Source organism: Sphingopyxis sp. HIX, from assembly GCF_001468285.1.
Lineage (GTDB): Bacteria > Pseudomonadota > Alphaproteobacteria > Sphingomonadales > Sphingomonadaceae > Sphingopyxis.
On sequence record NZ_LNSB01000067.1, the window covers coordinates 1 to 19,211 of the forward strand.

Below are 19,211 nucleotides of genomic sequence, written 5' to 3' on the forward strand. Positions count from 1 at the left end.
GGGGAGCGGAGTTCTTAATCCTCCCTGCGGCGAAGCCGTGGGGAGGGGGACCACCCGCAGGGTGGTGGAGGGGTCGACGCCATAAACGTCGGCTCAAGGCCGCCACCCCTCCACCATGCTTCGCATGGTCCCCCTCCCCATCGCTTCGCGACAGGGAGGATTAAGTACGTCCGCTCCCCACCCCAAAGCCGCCATCCGGATCACGCGCCACCCTCTTCGCGCCTTTGCGTCTTCGCGCGAAACAAATCCGGCGCCGGCCGCATGTCGCATCGGAGGGAAGCGAAAAACCGCGTTCGCCGCACCGGTGACTCGCACAAAGCCACGAAGCCACAAAGGGGCCTACGCATTCGAACCTGCATATCGGTCCGACCCGCGCATGATCCTGGGCGACACACGGCGCCCGCCCCGCGGGAGGCACCCTCTTTGTGGCTTCGTGGCTTTGTGCAAGTCCATCGCACCACCGTCTCGTCCCCCAACGCCGGAGAAGGAGATCCAACCACCACCCCCATTTTTGTGCACCCGCGCACAAGCATTGACTTAATGGGGCGTCATTCCTAAACGGACCGCGCCTTAGGGGTCCCCCGATTTTTCGGGCCTTTTTTCGCAGGCAGAATCGGGGAAATCCCGCTCTGTTTCAGGAGGATGGCGAGAATGACGGGGAACGGCAGCGATCCGGAACTTGGCTCAGAGGATTCGCGCCTGGTCTCGCTCGAAGAGCGATTGGACCGGGCCGAAGCCGCAGAAGCGAAGCGGACCGCGGTGAACGCCGGACCGGAGGCCGATGCCAATTACCGGCTCGGCAACCGCGTTCTGGCCGAACTGCTGGGCGGATTGATCGGTGGCGGGCTGTTCGGCTGGCTGATCGATCGCTTCGCCGACACGTCGCCCTGGGGTCTGTTGGTGATGCTGTTCCTGGGGATCGTCGTGGCGTTCCGGAACATCATTCGCCTGACAACACCGCCCCGCAAATAGCGGGGCGCGTTTGATAAAATCATCCTGCTGATGGCAGGATGACAGGAATTTCTTCGCGGGACGGTCCGATGCGCCGCCCCGCAATGCGTGTGGAGTGAAGAGTGGCGGCGGAATCCGGCAAGATCGACCCGATGCACCAGTTCGAGGTGACCCCGCTCGGCGGCGGTTTCAACCTCGGCGGGCACGAAGTGTTGTTCACCAACAGCGCGCTGTGGATGGTGATCGCGGCGGTCGTCCTCGGTCTCTTCATGTGGGGCGGCATGCGCCGCCAGCTCGTCCCGGGCCGCTGGCAGGCCGCGGTGGAAGGCTTCACCGGCTTCATCTCGAACATGATGATGGCGAATATCGGCACCGAAGGCCGCAAATATACGCCCTATGTCTTCTCGCTCTTCATGTTCATCCTCTTCTGCAACCTGCTCGGCATGTTGCCGCTGGGCGTGCTGGGGCTCCACCCCTTCACCGTGACCAGCCACATCGCGATCACCGGCGTGCTCGCGCTGCTCAGCTTCTCGATCGTGCTCGTCGTCGGCTTCTGGCGCCACGGCCTCCACTTCTTCTCGCTTTTCGTGCCGCACGGCACCCCGCTGCCGATGATCCCCTTCATCGCGGTGATCGAGTTCATCTCGTTCATGATCCGTCCGTTCAGCCTCGGGCTGCGGCTCTTCGTCGCGATGACCGCGGGTCACGTGCTGCTGAAGGTGCTCTCAGGCTTCGTGATCAACGGCTTCAATGCCGAGAACGCCGTCATCGGCTCGGTCGTGTCGCTGCTCAGCTTCACCCTGATGATCGGCATCAGCGCGCTCGAACTGCTCGTCGCCGGCATCCAGGCCTATGTTTTCGCCCTGTTGACCTCGCTGTACATCAACGACGCGGTCAATCTTCACTAAGTTCCGTTTATTTTCAAACGATACCACCAAGGAGTTATGACAATGGAAGCAGAAGCAGCAAAGCTGATCGGTGCAGGTCTCGCCGCCATCGGTGCCGGCATGGCCGCCATCGGCGTGGGTAATGTGTTCGGCAGCTTCCTCGAAAGCGCGCTGCGCAACCCCGCCGCCGCCGACGGCCAGCAGGGCCGCCTGTTCATCGGCTTCGCCGCTGCCGAACTTCTCGGCCTGCTGGCGTTCGTCGTTGCGATGATCCTGCTCTTCGTCGTCTGATTTGACGATGATTTGGCGAGGCCGGTCCCGGCGGGATCGGCTTCGCTGCAGGTTTTCCAAGTTTTCAAGGTCCGCCTTCCATGCCCCAGATAGCCCAGCTCACCGCTGACAATTGGTATCTTGCCTCGCAGCTCTTCTGGCTGCTGGTCGTGTTCGCCGGCATTTATGTCGTGATCGGCCGCGGCATGCTGCCCAAGATCGAAGCGACGGTGGACGCGCGCGACCGCAAGGTTGCCGACGATCTGGCGGCGGCGAAGGCGGCGCATGCCGCCGCCGACAAGCTCGACGAAAGCTATCGCCAGCAGGGCGACGCCAGCCGCGCCGCTGCGCAGAAGGCGGTCTCGGATGCCAAGGACAAGGCCGCGAAGGACGCCGAAAAGCGCCTGGCCAAGGTCGACGCCGAACTCGGCGAAAGGCTTGCCGCGGCCGAAGCCGACGTTTCGGCGGCGCGTTCGTCGGCGATGGCGGAAATCGAATCGGTTGCGGCCGAGGCTGCGGGCGACCTCGTCGCCAAGCTCTCGGGCGTGAAAATTGCCGCGGCGGACGCCAAGGCGGCGGTGAAGGCGGTGCTCCATGGCTGATTTCGCTCTGATCCTGTCGGAAGCCGCGGGCGAAGCCCACGCCACGCCGACCGCTTTCGGCCTGGACGCGACCGTCTATGTGTCGCTCGCGATGCTCGTGTTCATCGGCATCCTGGTCTGGAAGAAGGTGCCGGCGGCGATCACCGGCATGCTCGACAACAAGATCGCCGAGATCTCGAAGCAGCTCAAGGAAGCCGAAGCGCTGCGGCTCGACGCCGAATCGCTCAAGGCCGAATATGAAGCGAAGCTCGCCGACGCGGCGAAGGAAGCCGACGAGATGCGCGCCCGCGCCGATGCCGAGGCCGAGGCGCTCGTCGCCAAGGCCAAGGCCGACGCGACCGCGCTGATCGCGCGCCGCAAGCAGATGGCCGAGGACCGCATCGCCGCGGCCGAAGCCACTGCGCTCGCCGAGGTCCGCACCGCCGCCGCCAAGGCCGCGACCGAAGCCGCTGCCAAGCTCATCGCCGACAAGCACGACGCCAAGGCCGACAAGGCCCTCGTCGATCAGGCGATCGCCGGGGTCGCCAAGGGCTAAAGGCCCAGGCTGGCCACCCAGGCCTTGGTCGCCGGACAGCTGTCCATCGCGCGACCATAGGCCGGGCGGCTGGTCGTCCGCTGGACATAGGCGAGCTCGGTCTCGCCGAGCTTATAACCGATCGTCCGCTGCGCGAATTGCAGCGCATAGGTCACCGAAATATCGGCCGCGGTGAAGCCGTCGCCGGCAACATATGCGGTCTTCGCAAGCTGCCGGCCGACGAGGCCGAGCCGGCTCTCGAAAATGCTCCGGGCCCAGCCGACGGTCCAGTTCGCCTTGTCGTCCTCCGGCGCCAGGATATCGGTCGCGACAATCGCATTGACCGGCCCCGCCAGCCCCGCTTCGCCCATATGCAGGAACTGCAGATAGGCCGGAAAATGCGGGTCCTCCGGCGCCAGCGCCAACGGGCTCGGCCCATGGCGGGCGAGCAGATATTCGAGGATGGCGATCGACTCGACCATCACCGTGTCGCCATCGACGATCGCCGGAATGAACCCGGCGGGATTGACCGCGAGGAATTCATGGTCGTTCTCGACCCCCTCGAGCAGATCGACCGGCCGCATCCGGTACGCCAGCCCCATCTCCTCGAGCAGCCACAGCACCCGGAACCCGCGGCCCTCGCCGTAAACGGTGATCATCCTCGGCATCCCCTCAATATTTGATCATGATCCGCCGGGCGAGGGCAGGCGACATGCTGTGCACCAGCCGCAGGATCTTGGTCTGCCCGACCGCCACCTCGGCGCGGTTCGCCTTGATCCCGGCGACGATCTCGGCGGCGCAATCGGCCGCGCTCATCATCTTGCCGCCGCGCCCCGCGGTCATATTCGTCGCCACCAGTGGCGGCAGCGCCTCCATCACCTTCACCCCGCTGTCCTTCAGCTGATAGCGGATGGCTTGGGTGTAGCTGCGCAGCGCCGCCTTGGTGGCGCAATAGATCGGGCCCCCGGCCCGCGGCGCAATGGCGAGGCCGGATGTGACATTGACGATCATCGCATCGCCCTGGGTTTTCAATTGCGGCAGCAGTTGGGTGATCACAGCGACCGGCGCATAGAGATTGGTGTCGATGCACGCCGCCGCGCTCGCCAGCGAGGGCACATCGCCCAGTTCATAATCGCTCCCGACCCCCGCATTGTTCACCAGCAACGCCAGCGGTTTGCCCGCAACACCCTCGACCACCGCGTCGATCCCCGCCGGCCCAGACAGATCGCCGACGATCGTCCCGAACCCCAGCGCCGCCATCGCCTGCAATTTCTCCGGCGAACGCCCGGTGACGATCACATCCGCGCCCAGCCCCTGCAGCTGCAGCGCAATCTCCCGCCCGATCCCGTCGCTGCCCCCGGTAACCAATGCCGTCTTGCCACGAATATCCATGCGACCGCTCCCATGGTGGTTTTACCTGCCGCACTATGGCGGCTGACATCGTCCTCGCCTACATGCAAAATCATGGTCCGCCCGAACGCCCCCGAACGATTCAACGAAGAGAAAGCGACCTATGTGGTCCGCGGCAGCGGCGAGGAGGGCGACAAGCCCGATCTCGAACGCGGCGCCGAGGCGATCCGCAACGTCGTCAGGAAACTGCCGACGCGTCCCGGCGTCTACCGCATGCTCGATGCCCGCGGCGACGTGCTCTACGTCGGCAAGGCGCGTGCGCTCAAAAACCGCGTCACCAACTACACCCAGGTCGCCCGCTTGCCGCAGCGGCTGCAACGCATGGTGTCGCAGACGCGGGCGATGGAGATCGTCACCACGACGAGCGAGGCCGAGGCGCTGCTGCTCGAGGCGCAGCTGATCAAGCGCTATCGACCGCCCTACAACGTCCTGCTGCGCGACGACAAAAGCTTCCCCTTCATCCTGCTCCGCATGGATCACGACTTCCCCCGCGTGCAGAAGCACCGCGGCGCCCGCCGCGCGAAAGGGCGCTATTACGGCCCCTTCGCCAGCGCCGGATCGGTGACGCGCACGCTCAACGCGCTGCAGAAGACCTTCCTGCTCAGGAGCTGCACCGACAGCTTCTTCGCCAACCGCTCGCGGCCGTGCCTGCTCTACCAGATCAAGCGCTGCAGCGCGCCGTGCGTCGACCGCATCTCGAAGGAGGATTATGCGGCGCTCGTCGGCGATGCGCAGGATTTCCTCGAAGGCCGCTCGACCGGGGTGCAGAAACGCCTCGGCGACGCGATGACCAAGGCCGCCGAGGCGATGGACTATGAGCAGGCGGCGGTGCTGCGCGACCGGCTCAAATCCTTGACCTTCATCCAGGGCAGCCAGTCGGTGCACGCCGACGGGCTCGGCGACGCCGACGTCTTCGCGCTTGCCGCGAAGGGTGGGCAGCTTTGCATCGCCGGCTTCTTCATCCGCGGCGGGCAGAATTGGGGGCATCGCAGCTTCTTCCCGGCGCATGTTGCGGGCGTGCCCGAGGAGGAAGTGCTCGAAAGCTTCCTGATGCAATTCTACGAAGGCGTCCCGCCGCCTAAGACAATCCTCGTCGACCGCGAACCCGCCGAATGCGCCTTGCTCGCCGAAGCGCTCGGCGAAGTGGCGGGACGCAAGGTCGAGATCGGCGTGCCGCAGCGCGGCAATCGCCGCCGCCTGCTCGAACAGGCGGTGCGCAACGCCGGCGAGGAACTCGACCGCCGGCTCGCTGAGAGCAGCAGCCAGGCCAAGCTCGGCCGCGAACTCGCCGACCTGTTCGACCTCGACAACCCGCCGCAGCGCATCGAGATCTACGACAACAGCCATATCCAGGGCACCAACGCGCTCGGTGCGATGGTCGTCGCGGGCCCCGACGGCTGGATCAAGGGCGCTTATCGCAAGTTCAACATCAAACGCAGCGAAACCCAGCCGGGCGACGATTTCGCGATGATGCGCGAGGTGTTCCAGCGCCGCTTCGCCCGCGCCATCGAGGAGGATCCCGAGCGGACGAAGGGCGAATGGCCCGATCTGGTGCTGATCGATGGCGGCAAGGGGCAGGTTTCCGCCGTCGCCGGCGTGTTCGCCGAACTGGGGATCGACGACCTGACCTTCGTCGGCGTCGCCAAGGGCCCCGACCGCAACGCCGGGCGCGAGACCTTCTACCACCCCGACGGCCGCGAATTCACGCTGCCGCCGAACAATGCCGTGCTCTTCTACATCCAGCGCCTGCGCGACGAGGCCCACCGCTTCGCCATCGGCGCGCACCGCCAGAAGCGTGCCAAGGCGATGGGCAGCTCGCCGCTCGACGAGGTTCCGGGCATCGGCCCTTCGCGCAAGAAGGCGCTGCTGATGCATTTCGGTACCGCCCGCGCGGTGCGCGGCGCGAGCCTCGAGGACCTGCAAAAGGCCCCCGGCGTCAGCGCCGCGGTGGCGCAGGCGGTCTATGATTTCTACCACGCGGGACGGTGAGGAGAACGGGACGATGGATTTTGGCGCGATGATGCCGCTGGCGGCGACGCTGGGGGTGACGATCGACGAAGGAAGCAAGGAGCGCGTCGCGGGCAAGCTGCCGGTGCGCCCCGAAATCTGCACCGCGGGCAGCATTGTCCATGGCGGTGCGATCATGGCCTTTGCCGATTGCCTCGGCGCAGTGGGGGCTTTCCTGACTTTGCCCGAGGGCGCGAGCGGCACCACGACGATCGAGAGCAAGACGAACTTCCTCGGCGGCGGGCCCGTCGGGTCGGTGCTCGTCGGCGAGGCGACGCCGGTGAAGATCGGCAAGCGCGTGTCGGTGTGGCAGACGCACATCCGCACCGAAGACGGCGCCGACGTCGCGCTGGTGACGCAGACGCAGTTGGTGCTTTGGCCAGCCTGAGCGCCGAAGCGATCGTCTGCGCGGTCCGCGCGCATGGCGAGCATGGCGCGATACTACGTGCGCTGACGCGCGAGGCGGGGCTGGTCGCGGGCTATGTCCGCGGCGGCCGCTCGCGGCGTCTGCGGCCGATCCTGATGCCCGGAAACCTCGTCGCGCTCGAACTGCGCGCGCGGACCGAGGAACAGCTGGCCGGCGCGACGGCGGAGCTACTCGTCAGTCGGGCGCCGTTGCTCGCCGAACCGCTCCCCGCCGCGGCGATCGACTGGGCGACCAGCCTGACCGCCGCGACGCTGCCCGAGAGCCAGCCATATCCCGCGCTCTACGGCGCGCTGTCAGCTCTGCTGGATGCCGTGGGCGTCGCACCCTCGGCACGCCAATGGGCCGCTGCGCTGGCGCGCTACGAACTTCTGCTGCTCGCCGAACTGGGCTTCGGGCTCGATCTTGACGAGTGTGTGGCCACCGGATCGCGCGAGCGTCTCGCCTTTGTCAGCCCCAAGTCAGGCGGCGCGGTGTGTCTCGCTGCCGCAGTCGGCTACGAAGCGCGCTTGCTGCGCCTGCCGGCCTTCCTGCGCGGTGCTGGCCCGGCCGAAACGATGGGCGACGTCCTCGACGGGCTCGCGATCACCGGTCACTTTCTCGACCGCGACCTGATCGAGGGGCGCAACCGGGACTTGCTGTCCGTAAGGGAAAGATTGGTGGATCGGCTGGGCAGGGCGGTTGCGTGACGGCGCGCCGCTGTCTAAGCGGCTCGCGAGACACGAAAGGGCGACGCATTGAACATCCTGCTGTTGGCTGGCGACGGTATCGGTCCGGAAATCATGGCGGAGGCGGAGAAGGTTCTCGCCGCGCTCGCGCTTCCGGTGACGCTCGACCGTGCGCTCGTCGGCGGTGCGGCCTATGAGGCGACCGGCCATCCGCTCCCGCCCCAAACGCTCGCCAAGGCGAAGGCCGCCGATGCACTGCTGTTCGGCGCGGTCGGCGACCCGCGCTTCGACAATGTCGACCGCCACCTCCGCCCCGAACAGGCGATCCTCGGGCTGCGTTCCGAACTCGGGCTCTTCGCCAACCTGCGTCCCGCAAAGCTCTTCGCCGGGCTCGAAGACAGTTCGGCGCTGCGTCCCGAGGTCGCGTCGGCGATCGACCTGCTGATCGTCCGCGAACTCAACGGCGACGTCTATTTCGGCGAAAAGGGCACGCGCACCACGTCGAGCGGTGAGCGCGAGGGCTATGACATCATGTCATACAGCGAGAGCGAGGTGCGGCGCATCGCGCATGTCGCCTTCAAGGCGGCGCAGGGCCGCCGCGGCAAGCTCTGCTCGGTCGACAAGGCCAATGTGCTCGAAACCTCGCAGCTGTGGCGCGACGTCGTGATCGAGGTCGCGGCGAGCTATCCCGATGTCGAACTCAGCCATATGTATGTCGACAATGCCGCGATGCAGCTGGTGCGCAATCCAGGACAGTTCGACGTCGTCGTGACCGGAAATTTGTTCGGTGACATCCTGTCCGATCAGGCGTCGATGTGCGTCGGTTCGATCGGACTGCTCGCCTCGGCCTCGCTTGGCGAAGGCCGGCGCGGGCTTTACGAGCCGATCCACGGCAGCGCGCCCGACATCGCGGGCAAGGGCGTCGCCAATCCGCTCGCGATGATATTGTCGCTTGCGATGCTGCTGCGCCATTCGGGCGGCGACGAGGCGAGCGCGGCGCGGATCGAGGCGGCGGTCGCCAAGGTGCTGGCCGACGGGTGCCGCGGGGCAGACCTCGGCGGCAATATGGGCACGGTCGCTCTGGGTGATGCCGTCGTTGCAGCTTTGAACGGACAGACGAGATGAAGAAGACCACGGGTTTCGATCGCGATACGACGCGCAGCTGGCACCCCGCGACGCAGGCGGTGCGTGGCGGCACCTGGCGCAGCGAGCATGGCGAGACGTCGGAAGCGCTCTTCCTGACCTCGGGCTATACCTATGACAATGCCGAGGAAGTCGCGGCGCGCTTCGCCGGCGAAGCGCAGGGCATGACCTATTCGCGGCTGCAGAACCCGACGGTGGCGATGCTCGAAGAGCGCATCGCGCTGATGGAAGGCGCCGAGGCGTGCCGCGCGCAGGCCACGGGCATGGCGGCGATGACCACGGCCTTGCTCTGCCAGCTGTCGGCGGGCGATCATATCGTGGCGGCAAAGGCGGCGTTCGGCTCGTGCCGCTGGCTCGTCGATCATCTCTGCCCGCGCTTCGGGATCGAGACGACGGTGATCGATGGACGCGATAACGACGCGTGGGAAAAGGCGATCAAAGCGAATACCAAAGTCTTCTTCTTCGAAACCCCGGCCAATCCGACGATGGACATCGTCGATATGAAGCATGTCTGCACCCTCGCGAAGGCGCACGGCATCACCACCGTGGTCGACAACGCCTTCGCGACCAGCGTGCTGCAGCGGCCGATGGACTTCGGCGCCGACGTCGTCGCCTATTCGGCGACCAAGCTGATGGAAGGGCAGGGCCGCGTGCTCGCCGGCGCGGTGTGCGGGACCGAGAAGTTCATCAACGACGTGCTGCTGCCGTTCCAGCGCAATACCGGCCCGAACCTCGCGCCGTTCAACGCCTGGGTGGTGCTCAAGGGCCTCGAGACGCTCGACCTGCGTGCCAGGCGCCAGTCCGAAAACGCGCTCGCGGTCGGCAAGTTCGTCGAAAAGCGCGTGCCCAAGATCCTGCACCCCGGCCTTGCCAGCCACCCGCAGCATAATCTGGCGATGAGCCAGATGGAGGCGTGCGGGCCGATCTTCTCCTTCATCCTCGAAGATCGCAAGCAGGCGATGGCGATGCTCAACGCGCTCGAACTGGTCGATATCAGCAACAATATCGGCGATGCGCGTAGCCTGTGCTGCCACCCGGCCTCGACCACGCACTATGGCGTCAGCGCCGAGGCGCGGGCCGACATGGGGGTGGTCGAGGGCATGCTGCGGGTCAACATCGGGCTCGAGGATCCACGCGACCTGATCGCCGACCTGGACCAGGCATTGACCAAGGTCGGGCTTTAGGCGACTTTGCGCGGGTGATGATCGACTCCTTCTTCCCTTATGCCGAGACGACCGGGTCGGTCACCGTGCGCGTCGCGGTCAGCTATCTGCCCGAACAGTCGCATCCCTCGCTGGGGCGCTGGTTCTGGGCCTATCATGTGCGCATCGAAAATCACGGCGATGCCGCGGTGCAACTGATCAATCGCCACTGGCGCATCGTCGACGGCCACGGCCAGGTCAGCGAGGTCGAGGGTGAGGGCGTGGTCGGCGAACAGCCGCTGATCCAACCGGGCGGCGCCTTCGACTATGTCTCGGGCTGCCCGCTGCCGACCCCCGAGGGCTCGATGATCGGCAGCTACGACATGGAGGAGGCCGACGGGTCGCACATGCTCGTGGCCATCCCGCATTTCCTCCTGAAGATGCCAGCGACCGCCTCATGAAACGCACCCATTTGCCGCTCAACGCGCTGCGCGTGTTCGACGCAGCCGCCCGCCACCTGAGCTTCACGCGCGCCGCCGACGAATTGGCGGTGACCCCCGCCGCGGTTGGCCAGCAGATCCGTGCGCTCGAGGATATGCTCGGCGTCGTACTCTTCCGCCGCACGCCCAAGGGGCTCGAACTCACCGGCGAGGCCAATGCCGGGCTTGATGCGCTGCGCCAGGGCTTCCTGCAATTCGAGGAATCGGTGCGCGCGATGCAGGCGGGGCAGTCGTCGCAGTCGCTGACGATCGCGGCCCCGCGCGACCTGACCGCCAAATGGCTCGCACCGCGGCTCGCACGCTACAGCCAGCAGGCGCCCGACGTGCGCTTCACGCTCGTGTCCGCCGATGCGGGGATCGACTTCACCGAAGCGAACCTGGACCTCGCGATCTTCTGGACCGACGGCGCGGGCGAGCATGAGGGCGTCGCGCTTGCCGAGGCCAAGATGGTCACCGTCGCGGGCCCCGGTAGCGAGAGCGAGACGCGCATCGCCTGGCCCGGCTGCCCGGTCGACGAGGGCGAGCCCGCGTTGCGGCTGGGCGATGCGGGCCTGGCGATCGACGCGGCCGCCAACGGGCTGGGGCAGGCTAACGTGCCCGCCATGCTGGCCGAGGCCGACATTGCCTCGGGCCGCGTCCGCGTCGTGCGCGACGCCTTCGAGGTACGCCGCGGTTACTGGCTGGTCGCCCCGACGCCGCAATGGCGCCAGGCGAAGGTCAAGGCGCTGGTGGCGGCGCTCACCGCCTAGCGGCTATTTCGCCGCCAGCGCGAGCAACCGCGTGACCAGCCCCACCATCGTCTCGGTCGAGACCGCGGCATCGGCATTGTTCCAACTCATGGTGACCACATACCATTTGCCGTCGGCCGCGCGCTGGCCGAGCAGGCTCATCGACAGCACGCCGAGTTCGGATCCGCCCTTGTAGCCGAGGTATGACCAGCCCCTTGCGGCCGCCGGGCCCACCCCGTTGTTGATCGCCATCACCGACATCGTGGTGTCGGACTTGCGCTCGCGCAGATCGATGAAGGCGCGCGCGATGTCGTTCGGGCTGGCGAACCATTCGAGGCTGTCGATGAAGCGCGGGCCACCGCTGAAGCTGACGCCGTCGACATTGGACAGGATCAGGCGGTCCTTGTTCGCCTCGATCAGCCCCCGCTGTGCCTTGTCGTCCCCCGCAACAAAGGCGGTGCGTTCGGCGGCGAAATTATTGCCCTTGAGCGCGAAGGCTTCGACCGTGGTCAGGAAAGGGATGTTGCGCGACGGCTCGCTATGCCCCGTGCCGCGCATCCGCGCCTCGATCTTCTCGCGGCCGAGCAGGTGGATCAGCGTGTCGGTCGCGCCATTGTCGCTGACCGAGATCATCCAGTTGGCGAGCGTCTGTAGCGTGACGGGCGTGTCTTTTGGCCAGTTCGCGGTGCCCGCCGATGAGAAGCTGGCGTGACTCAGCGGGACGACGTCGGACCATTTGCGCTGCCCAGCCGCGACCTGCGCCGCGAGTTCGTCGAGGATGTAGAGTTTGAAGGTCGATCCGATCGCAAACTGGCGCTCGGCATTGGCGCTCGCGAGCGGCCTGATCGCCTTGCCGTCGAGTTCGGCGACAAGGAAGCCGCTGCTGCCCGGCAGCGCGGCGATTTCGGCCGCGATCTTATCGAAACCGTCGTTCGCCATCTCGAAACCGGTGAGCCGGAGCCCGGTCACCCGCGCGTCGGCGTCTTGCCCGACCTCGAGCGCCACCGTGCCGACGCCCTTTTCGAAGCGGAGCAGCACCGTGCCCGACCGCCCGTCGGCCGAGGTGGCGCGATCGACCGCGACGGGCTGGCCATATTGCGCGATCAGGCTGGCGTTGATCGCCTTGAACTGTGCCTCGGGCAGCGCCGCCTGGAACGACGGGTCGAAATAGTCGCCAAAGGCGAGGCGCCCCGCGAGCAGGTCAACGAGCTGTGCGGCGCGGCGGTCGAAGGCCGTATCGGCCGCCTTGGCCACTTCAGGCGCCTGCTGCGCAAGCGCAGCGGTGCCGGGCAGGGTGATCATCGATGCAGCAAAGAGCGAAGCGAACAGCGGTTTCATGACAGGTCTCCTTGGGGACTATTGGCGCGATCGATCCGGTCGATCTGCGCGCGGAGCATCGCGGCGGCGCGGCGGTTGAGCCACCAGATGCCGCCGAACACCGACAATTGAAAGGCGATCAGCAGCGCGAAGCTGACCGGACTGCGCAACTCGGTCGCCTTGGCCAGTCCCGCGAGGAAGACCAGCAGGCCGGGCACGAAAGGCGCAAGATACCAGCGGCCGATGCGCGCCAGCATATGCTCCTCGCGCACCAGCCTTGCGCGATAATAGCCGCGAACATCCTGCGCCTCGGCATCGGGATCGGTCCGCGACGTCCGGCGCGACAGCTGCCACACGACGACGAGCGCCCCCGCGATGACGAGCAGGCTGCCGAGCTTGAGCAAGGGCTCGGGCAAGAAGATCGCGTAGAGCGCGAAAATCGCCACGACGACCGCCGCCGCGCCATATTCGCGGCGGTTGCGCCGGCGGATACCATCGCCAAAGCCCGCTGCCCGCCGCTTGATCTCGTCGAGCGGCATGGGGGCAAGCGCCGCCCCGCCATCCTGCCACAACGCGCGCAGGCGCAGTTCATCGGTGAAGTCGGTCATGATACCTCTCCCGCCGCGGCGAAGCGGCGCGTCAGCATGGTCTTGAAGCGCGAGATCTTGGCGGCGGCGACATCGGCCGAAACTCCCGTCACCTCTGCGATGTCGGCGCCCGTTACGCCTTCGAGATAGAGCAACAATATCTGCCGGTCGGGCGGATCGAGCCGGTCGATGATCGCCAGGATCTGCGCCATGGCCTGCCCGCTTTCGGCGGCGTCGAGCGGCGAGGGGGCATCGTCGGCGATGTCGAGATCCTCGATGCTCGACCAGTTCCGCCGCGCGTGGCGCCGCCGCGCGAGCATGTGCGAAGTCGCGCGGTTATGCGCGACGCGCCACACCCAGGTGCTGAGCGAGCAGCGGCCGTCGAAGCCGGCAAAGCTCTGCCACAGCGCGACCTGCAACTCCTGTTCGAGGTCGCGTCGTAGGTCGGCATCGGTCTCATACGCACGGGCAAGGCGCGCCAGCGCACCGCCGAACCGCGCCATCGCCTCCGCAAAATGCCGGTCCTGCTCGCTTTCGGTCACCCGGGTCTCCAGAGTTTCGTGCCGCATGATCCTTTAGTCGGACGCGGGACGGATTTCTGACGGGGGCTACGAAATTTTTTCGTCAGGCGTCGATCGCCGCCTCGTCGAGGCTCGCGGCATTGGCCTGGATGAACTGGAAACGATGCTCGGGATGCTTGCCCATCAGCCGGTCGACCAGGTCTTTCACGAGGTGCCGCTCCTCATATTCCTGCGGCAGCGTGACGCGCAGCATCGAGCGCGTCGCGGGATCCATCGTCGTTTCCTTGAGCTGGTTCGGGTTCATCTCGCCCAGCCCCTTGAAGCGCCCGACCTCGACCTTCTTGCCCTTGAAAACCGTCGCTTCGAGCTCGGCACGGTGCGCGTCGTCACGCGCATAGGCCGAGGTGCTGCCCGCGGTCAGCCGATAGAGCGGCGGCTGCGCCAGGTAGACATGGCCGCGCCGCACGATGTCGGGCATTTCCTGGAAGAAGAAGGTCATGAGCAGGGTCGCGATATGCGCGCCGTCGACGTCGGCGTCGGTCATGATCACGATCTTCTCGTAACGGAGGCGGTCGGCGTCGCAATCCTTGCGCAGGCCGCAGCCGAGCGCGAGCGCGAGGTCGGCAATCTCCTGATTGGCGCGGATCTTGTCGTTGCTGGCGCTCGCGACGTTCAGGATCTTGCCGCGGATCGGCAGGATGGCCTGCGTCTTGCGGTCGCGCGCCTGTTTGGCGCTGCCGCCCGCGCTGTCGCCCTCGACGATGAAGAGTTCGGTGCCCTCGGGGCCGTCGTTCGCGCAGTCGGTGAGCTTGCCGGGCAGGCGGAGCTTGCGCCCGCTCGTCGCGGTCTTGCGCTTGACCTCGCGCTCGGCTTTGCGCTTCAGTCGCTCGTCCATGCGGTCGAGAATCAGGCCGAGCAAGGCGCGGCCACGGTCCATATTGTCCGACAGGAAATGGTCGAAATGGTCGCGTACGGCGTTCTCGACGAAGCGCGCGGCTTCGGGGCTCGACAGCCGGTCCTTGGTCTGGCTCTGGAACTGCGGGTCGCGGATGAAGACCGAGAGCATCATCTCGCCCCCGTTGAAGACGTCCTCGGCGGTGATCTGCGCCGCCTTCTTCTGGCCGATGAGCTCGCCGAAGCCGCGCAGCCCCTTGGTGAGCGCGGCGCGAAGGCCCGCCTCGTGGGTGCCGCCCGCAGGAGTCGGGATGGTGTTGCAATACCAGCTGTACGAGCCGTCGGACCAGAGCGGCCAGGCGATCGCCCATTCGGCGCGGCCCTGGCCATCGGGAAACTCCTGCCGCCCCACGAACGGCTCTGCGGTCGCGCATTCGCGCGTGCCGATCTGTTCCTTGAGGTGGTCAGCGAGGCCACCGGGAAACTGGAACACCGCCTCCGCCGGCGTATCGTCACCGATTAATTCTGCCGCGCATTTCCAGCGAATTTCGACGCCGGCGAAGAGATAGGCCTTCGACCGCGCCATGCGATAGAGGCGCTGCGGCTTGAAGCGGCCATGGTCGCCGAATATCTCGGGATCGGGGGTGAAGGAAACGCTGGTGCCGCGGCGGTTCGGCGTAGGGCCCAGTTCCTCCAGCTTGCCGAGTGGGGTGCCGCGCGAAAAGCGCTGGCGATAGAGCTGCTTGTTGCGCGCGACCTCGACAACCGTCTCGGTCGACAGCGCGTTGACGACGCTGACCCCGACGCCGTGCAGGCCGCCCGAGGTCGCATAGGCCTTGCCCTCGAACTTGCCGCCCGAATGGAGCATTGTCATGATCACTTCGAGCGCCGACTTGCCCGGGAATTTCGGATGCGGGTCGACAGGCATGCCGCGGCCGTTGTCGACCACGGTCAGCCGGTTGCCGACGTCGAGGCTGATCTCGATGCGGGTGGCATGGCCCGCGACCGCCTCGTCCATGCTGTTGTCGATGATCTCGGCGGCGAGGTGGTGCAGCGCGCGCTCGTCGGTGCCGCCGATATACATGCCGGGACGGCGCCGTACCGGTTCGAGCCCCTCGAGCACCTCGATCTGCGAGGCGTTGTAGCTTTCGGTGGCGGGCGTGTTGCCGTCGAACAAATCGTGACTCATGCCGCCGCTATAGGGGGCGAGGAGTCGCGGTGGCAAGGGTATCGATGGCGCTTTGGTCCCATATTTGGCGCTGGTTCCGTGATAGGATCGCGGCGAGGCGAGAGGAGGGGCTGATGGCGCAATATCTCGACGACGATATCGTGGTGCTGCGGCGCGACGATGGCGTGACCTGGGAACATTATTGGGGCGACCCGGTCGAGCGGCTGCCGACAGGCGACGTCGCGGGCAAGATGCGCGTGCGCATGCGCGGGCAGGACGGCGCCGACTGGGAGGGCTTCATCGACGCGCGCACCGCGCTGCGCGACACCCCGATCCTGCGGTTGTCAATGATCGACGTGCAGCAGGGCGACGGGATGATCATCGAGACGCCGGGCGGTCAGACGCTCTTTATCGACGGCGGTGACAACAAGCTTTTCGCGCGCCATGCCGCGGCGCGCTTCCCGAACAGCAGCGCGGCCGCCCCTAGGATCGTCGACGCGATCATCGTCACCCACGGCGATGCCGATCATTTCGACGGGCTGACCGACATCCGCAAATCGGAAAGCGATACGCGTCCAGGCAAGGCGCTGTTCATCGCGCCGAAGCGCGTATTCCACAACGGGCTCGTCAAGCGTCCGACCTCGAAACCCGGCGGCGGTCGGCGCCCCGACAGCGAGATGTTCGGCACGAACAAGAAGGTCGGCGCGGTCCGTTACGCCACCGAACTTGCTGAAGATCCGCGGGCCGTGGCGGCCGCCGACCGCAACGAACCCTTCGACACTTGGTGCGCGACGCTCGACCATTGGGATGCGCGGACGCGCGCGGTGACCGGCGCGCCGATCGCGGTGCGGCGGATCGATCACCTGCGGGGCGACGCCTTCGACTTCCTCGCGGGCGAGGGCATATTCGTCGAGATGCACGGGCCGATTTCGGAGATGGTCGCCGGCAAGCCCGCGCTGCGCTTTTTTCGTGACCCGCCCGACGATGCCAGCCTGATGACCGGGACGGTGCCGCCGACCGGCGGCTCCGTATCGGCATCGCACACGATCAACGGCCATTCGATCAGCTTCCGGATGCGCTACGGTAATGTCCGCTTCCTGCTGACCGGCGACCTCAACCATGAATCGATGGCGATGCTGCGACAGGCGATGCCACAGGCATCGTTGACCGCCGAGATTTTGAAGGTGCCGCATCACGGCGCTGCCGATTTCGAAATGGCCTATCTGCGCGAGGCGAGCCCGGTGGTGTCCTTGATCTCGTCGGGCGACGAGAGCGAGGCCAAGGAATATATCCACCCGCGCGCCACGCTGATGGCGGCGCTGGGACAGGCGTCGCGTGGAACCCCCGCCGTCATCTTCAATACAGAGCTCGCCGCCTTCTTCGCCTATCGAGGGACGGTGACCCAGCCCGCGGGCGGCGGCAAGCCCGACCGGCGCTTCGAAGGGTTCGAGCGGACCAACTTCGGCATCGTCCACATCCGCACCGACGGGACCCGCGTGCTCGCTTTCACCCACAGCGGCAAGAAGGGGATGAACGAGGCCTATCGCTTCACCGTTTCGGCGACGGGCGCGGCTGAATTCGCGCGCGCGGTGGTCAAACGATCGGCCCCCAAAGCCTAGGCCTGCCGGCTCGGTTCGTCCCATTTTCCGAACCAGGCGGAACTTCGCGCATCGGGGAGGGGTTGCTCCACGGACTGCAAAGTCTTCAAAAAGTGGAGTAATATATGAAAACCCTGGCTCTCCTCGCCGCAACTGCGGCCACGATGGCGCTCGCCTCGCCCGCGCTCGCCCAGAGCGACCGCGACAAGTCGCAGGATTTTGATGGCCCCTATGTCGGTGTGACGGGCGGCTACACCGTTCAGCCCAACGACGGACGCGAGACCTTCGTCTTCGACACCAACCAGGACGGCACCTATGGCGAGACCGTCAACACCGCGGGTGGTACCGACGCCTTTTCGCCGGGCTTCTGCGGCGGATCGCCCACTGGTACCGCCAACGTCAACTGCCGCAACGACAAGGACGGCTTCGAATATTTCGGCAAGCTCGGTTACGACAAGCGCATGGGCAATTTTGTCGTCGGCGCGGTGATCGAGGGCGGGCGCAGCGAAGCGCGCGACGCGGTGTCGGGTTTCTCGACGACACCGGCAGCCTATCGCTTCTCACGCTCGGCCGACTATCAGGCAAATGCGCGGCTGCGTGCCGGCTATACGCCGGGCGGCGGCGTGCTCTTCTATGCGACCGGCGGCGGTGCCTATGCCAAGCTCGACAATCGCTTCTCGACGACCAACAGCGTCAACAGCTTCGCCGACAATGGCCGGACCAACGGCTGGGGTTACGTCGCGGGCGGCGGTGCCGAGGCGATGCTGACCAAGAATATCTCGCTCGGCCTCGAATATCTCTACACAGACATTCAGGACGATGATTTTGTCGTCAACGTCGGCGCGGGGACCGCGGGTCCGACCAACCCCTTCCTGCAGAACGGGCCGGGGACCGACATCAAGCGCAGCGACGACAATTTCCGGACGCACAGCGTGCGCGCGAGCTTGAACTTCCGCTTCTGAGGTTGGCAAACCGCGGGAGATTGAGGGAGGCGCCGGACCGGCAAGCGGTTCGGCGCCTTTCCCTTGTCAGGATGTCGGTGCCGCGAAGATCGCGAAATGGCCGTTGGCGCTGCTGACGAGCTTGCCGTGCTGGAAAAGGCGCGCCTCGACATTGGCGATGCGCTTGCCGCTGTGCACCACCGCGGCTTCGCAGGTCAGCAGACCCTCGGTCACGCGGACGTGATAGTTGAACTTGACCTCGAGCGTCGCGCACCAGCGATCATCGGGCAACAGGCTGGTCAGCGCGCCGCCCATCGCCGAGTCCGCCAGGCTATAGGCGACGCCGCCATGCGCCGCATGCTGCGGGCTGAAATGCTGGGCGGCGTTGATGTCGATCGCCATCGTGCACCGTCCATCGCCGCGCTCGACCATCTTCAGGCCGAGCGCCTGCGCGAACGCGAAATCCTGATCGAACGACCGCAACTTATGGCCTTAGCGGACCCGCGGGCCTCCGAAGGGCGGCGGCGGGGGCGGGCGGCGCGTGCCGCGCGGCAGCTGCGCCTGATAAGCGCGGCCGCAATGCTCGACGCAATAGGGGAAGCCGGGGTTCACCGCGACGCCGCAGAAGTGGAAGTCGGGCTCGCCCGGATGTCCCATCGGCCAGCGGCAGATGCGGTCGTTGAGATCGAGCAGGCTCGTCTTGTCGGCAATCTCGGGGCTCGGCTTCGCGGGAACAAGGCGGCGCGGGGGCGCGGGGGGGATCGGCGCCTGCTGATCGCCGGGACCCTGGCGGATGAAGCCGCCGGGGCCGATCGAGACGATGCGCGGCGCATCGGGCTTGGGCGCGGCTTCGACGAAATCGGCATCGTCGCCGTCGGTTTCGGGCGCGAGCTTGGGCTCGGGACGCACGGGCGCGACCGGACGCGCGGGGGCAGGGGC

Annotated in this window: 22 protein-coding genes; 14 read left to right on the plus strand and 8 right to left on the minus strand. The window is 66.5% G+C overall.

Translation table 11 applies throughout. From position 1 onward, the window contains the following. Positions 1 to 651 precede the first annotated feature (651 nt). From ATE62_RS21585 to ATE62_RS21605, 5 genes are all read left to right on the plus strand, one after another. Positions 652 to 972: an AtpZ/AtpI family protein gene (locus ATE62_RS21585; protein WP_058810052.1), complete on the plus strand. Its 321-nt coding sequence runs from the start codon at positions 652 to 654 to the stop codon at positions 970 to 972. A 101-nt stretch (positions 973 to 1,073) separates the two neighbouring features. Beyond that, positions 1,074 to 1,859, plus strand: coding sequence for a F0F1 ATP synthase subunit A (locus ATE62_RS21590; RefSeq protein WP_058810053.1), 786 nt, complete (start codon positions 1,074 to 1,076; stop codon positions 1,857 to 1,859). 42 nt (positions 1,860 to 1,901) lie between these two features. Then, positions 1,902 to 2,129 carry a F0F1 ATP synthase subunit C gene (locus tag ATE62_RS21595; RefSeq protein ID WP_058810054.1) on the plus strand — a complete coding sequence of 76 codons (228 nt, stop codon included), beginning with the start codon at positions 1,902 to 1,904 and terminating at the stop codon, positions 2,127 to 2,129. A gap of 80 nt (positions 2,130 to 2,209) precedes the next feature. After that, entirely contained in the window at positions 2,210 to 2,710 is a 501-nt protein-coding gene (locus tag ATE62_RS21600; protein ID WP_058810055.1) for a F0F1 ATP synthase subunit B family protein, read from the plus strand. Further along, entirely contained in the window at positions 2,703 to 3,245 is a 543-nt protein-coding gene (locus tag ATE62_RS21605; RefSeq protein ID WP_058810056.1) for a F0F1 ATP synthase subunit B family protein, read from the plus strand. The genes ATE62_RS21600 and ATE62_RS21605 overlap by 8 nt, the downstream gene beginning before the upstream one ends. On the opposite strand, the gene ATE62_RS21610 is transcribed toward ATE62_RS21605, so the two are convergent. Next, a complete protein-coding gene (locus ATE62_RS21610) occupies positions 3,242 to 3,883 on the minus strand; it encodes a glutathione S-transferase family protein (protein WP_058810057.1) in 642 nt (213 codons plus the stop codon). The genes ATE62_RS21605 and ATE62_RS21610 overlap by 4 nt on opposite strands. Before the next feature lie 13 nt (positions 3,884 to 3,896). Beyond that, a complete protein-coding gene (locus ATE62_RS21615) occupies positions 3,897 to 4,616 on the minus strand; it encodes an SDR family oxidoreductase (RefSeq protein WP_058810058.1) in 720 nt (239 codons plus the stop codon). Positions 4,617 to 4,688: 72 nt separating this feature from the next. Here ATE62_RS21615 and uvrC point away from each other — a divergent pair, with 72 nt between their 5' ends. From uvrC to ATE62_RS21650, 7 genes are read left to right on the plus strand one after another with little or no spacing between them, the layout of a single operon-like run. Next, positions 4,689 to 6,623: an excinuclease ABC subunit UvrC gene (gene uvrC / locus ATE62_RS21620; protein WP_058810059.1), complete on the plus strand. Its 1,935-nt coding sequence runs from the start codon at positions 4,689 to 4,691 to the stop codon at positions 6,621 to 6,623. Between the two features lie 13 nt (positions 6,624 to 6,636). Next, entirely contained in the window at positions 6,637 to 7,029 is a 393-nt protein-coding gene (locus ATE62_RS21625; protein WP_058810060.1) for a PaaI family thioesterase, read from the plus strand. Then, positions 7,017 to 7,754 carry a DNA repair protein RecO gene (recO, locus tag ATE62_RS21630; protein ID WP_058810061.1) on the plus strand — a complete coding sequence of 246 codons (738 nt, stop codon included), beginning with the start codon at positions 7,017 to 7,019 and terminating at the stop codon, positions 7,752 to 7,754. Before ATE62_RS21625 ends, recO begins: the two co-directional genes overlap by 13 nt. Before the next feature lie 48 nt (positions 7,755 to 7,802). Next, positions 7,803 to 8,858, plus strand: coding sequence for a 3-isopropylmalate dehydrogenase (leuB, locus tag ATE62_RS21635; protein WP_058810062.1), 1,056 nt, complete (start codon positions 7,803 to 7,805; stop codon positions 8,856 to 8,858). Beyond that, complete coding sequence (locus ATE62_RS21640) at positions 8,855 to 10,060, plus strand: trans-sulfuration enzyme family protein (protein WP_058810063.1); 1,206 nt, start codon at positions 8,855 to 8,857, stop codon at positions 10,058 to 10,060. Before leuB ends, ATE62_RS21640 begins: the two co-directional genes overlap by 4 nt. A 17-nt stretch (positions 10,061 to 10,077) precedes the next feature. Then, positions 10,078 to 10,479: a Co2+/Mg2+ efflux protein ApaG gene (gene apaG, locus ATE62_RS21645; RefSeq protein ID WP_058810064.1), complete on the plus strand. Its 402-nt coding sequence runs from the start codon at positions 10,078 to 10,080 to the stop codon at positions 10,477 to 10,479. After that, positions 10,476 to 11,267 (plus strand): LysR substrate-binding domain-containing protein, encoded by a 792-nt coding sequence (locus ATE62_RS21650; protein ID WP_058810065.1) that lies wholly within the window; start codon positions 10,476 to 10,478, stop codon positions 11,265 to 11,267. The genes apaG and ATE62_RS21650 overlap by 4 nt, the downstream gene beginning before the upstream one ends. A 3-nt stretch (positions 11,268 to 11,270) precedes the next feature. On the opposite strand, the gene ATE62_RS21655 is transcribed toward ATE62_RS21650, so the two are convergent. Genes ATE62_RS21655 through parE form a run of 4 tightly spaced genes read right to left on the minus strand, consistent with a single transcriptional unit; the run spans position 11,271 to position 15,754 of the window. After that, positions 11,271 to 12,584 (minus strand): serine hydrolase, encoded by a 1,314-nt coding sequence (locus ATE62_RS21655; RefSeq protein WP_058810066.1) that lies wholly within the window; start codon positions 12,582 to 12,584, stop codon positions 11,271 to 11,273. After that, a complete protein-coding gene (locus ATE62_RS21660; protein WP_058810067.1) occupies positions 12,581 to 13,171 on the minus strand; it encodes a hypothetical protein in 591 nt (196 codons plus the stop codon). The genes ATE62_RS21655 and ATE62_RS21660 overlap by 4 nt, the downstream gene beginning before the upstream one ends. Beyond that, positions 13,168 to 13,719: an RNA polymerase sigma factor gene (locus tag ATE62_RS21665; RefSeq protein WP_058810068.1), complete on the minus strand. Its 552-nt coding sequence runs from the start codon at positions 13,717 to 13,719 to the stop codon at positions 13,168 to 13,170. The genes ATE62_RS21660 and ATE62_RS21665 overlap by 4 nt, the downstream gene beginning before the upstream one ends. Positions 13,720 to 13,774: 55 nt before the next feature. Further along, on the minus strand, positions 13,775 to 15,754 hold the full coding sequence (parE, locus tag ATE62_RS21670; protein ID WP_058810069.1) for a DNA topoisomerase IV subunit B: 1,980 nt from the start codon (positions 15,752 to 15,754) through the stop codon (positions 13,775 to 13,777). 113 nt (positions 15,755 to 15,867) lie between these two features. Between parE and ATE62_RS21675 the strand changes: the two genes are divergently transcribed. Further along, positions 15,868 to 17,352, plus strand: a complete 1,485-nt coding sequence (locus ATE62_RS21675; protein ID WP_058810070.1) for a ComEC/Rec2 family competence protein — start codon at positions 15,868 to 15,870, stop codon at positions 17,350 to 17,352. A 104-nt stretch (positions 17,353 to 17,456) separates the two neighbouring features. Then, positions 17,457 to 18,293, plus strand: coding sequence for an outer membrane protein (locus tag ATE62_RS21680; protein WP_058810071.1), 837 nt, complete (start codon positions 17,457 to 17,459; stop codon positions 18,291 to 18,293). A gap of 66 nt (positions 18,294 to 18,359) precedes the next feature. Here the strand turns inward: ATE62_RS21680 and ATE62_RS21685 are convergent, their stop codons facing one another. Together ATE62_RS21685 and ATE62_RS21690 are read right to left on the minus strand one after the other, a co-directional pair. Further along, complete coding sequence (locus tag ATE62_RS21685) at positions 18,360 to 18,755, minus strand: PaaI family thioesterase (protein WP_058810072.1); 396 nt, start codon at positions 18,753 to 18,755, stop codon at positions 18,360 to 18,362. Positions 18,756 to 18,764: 9 nt separating this feature from the next. Then, on the minus strand, positions 18,765 to 19,211 hold a 447-nt coding region (locus ATE62_RS21690), incomplete at its 5' end, for a GcrA family cell cycle regulator (protein ID WP_231736371.1).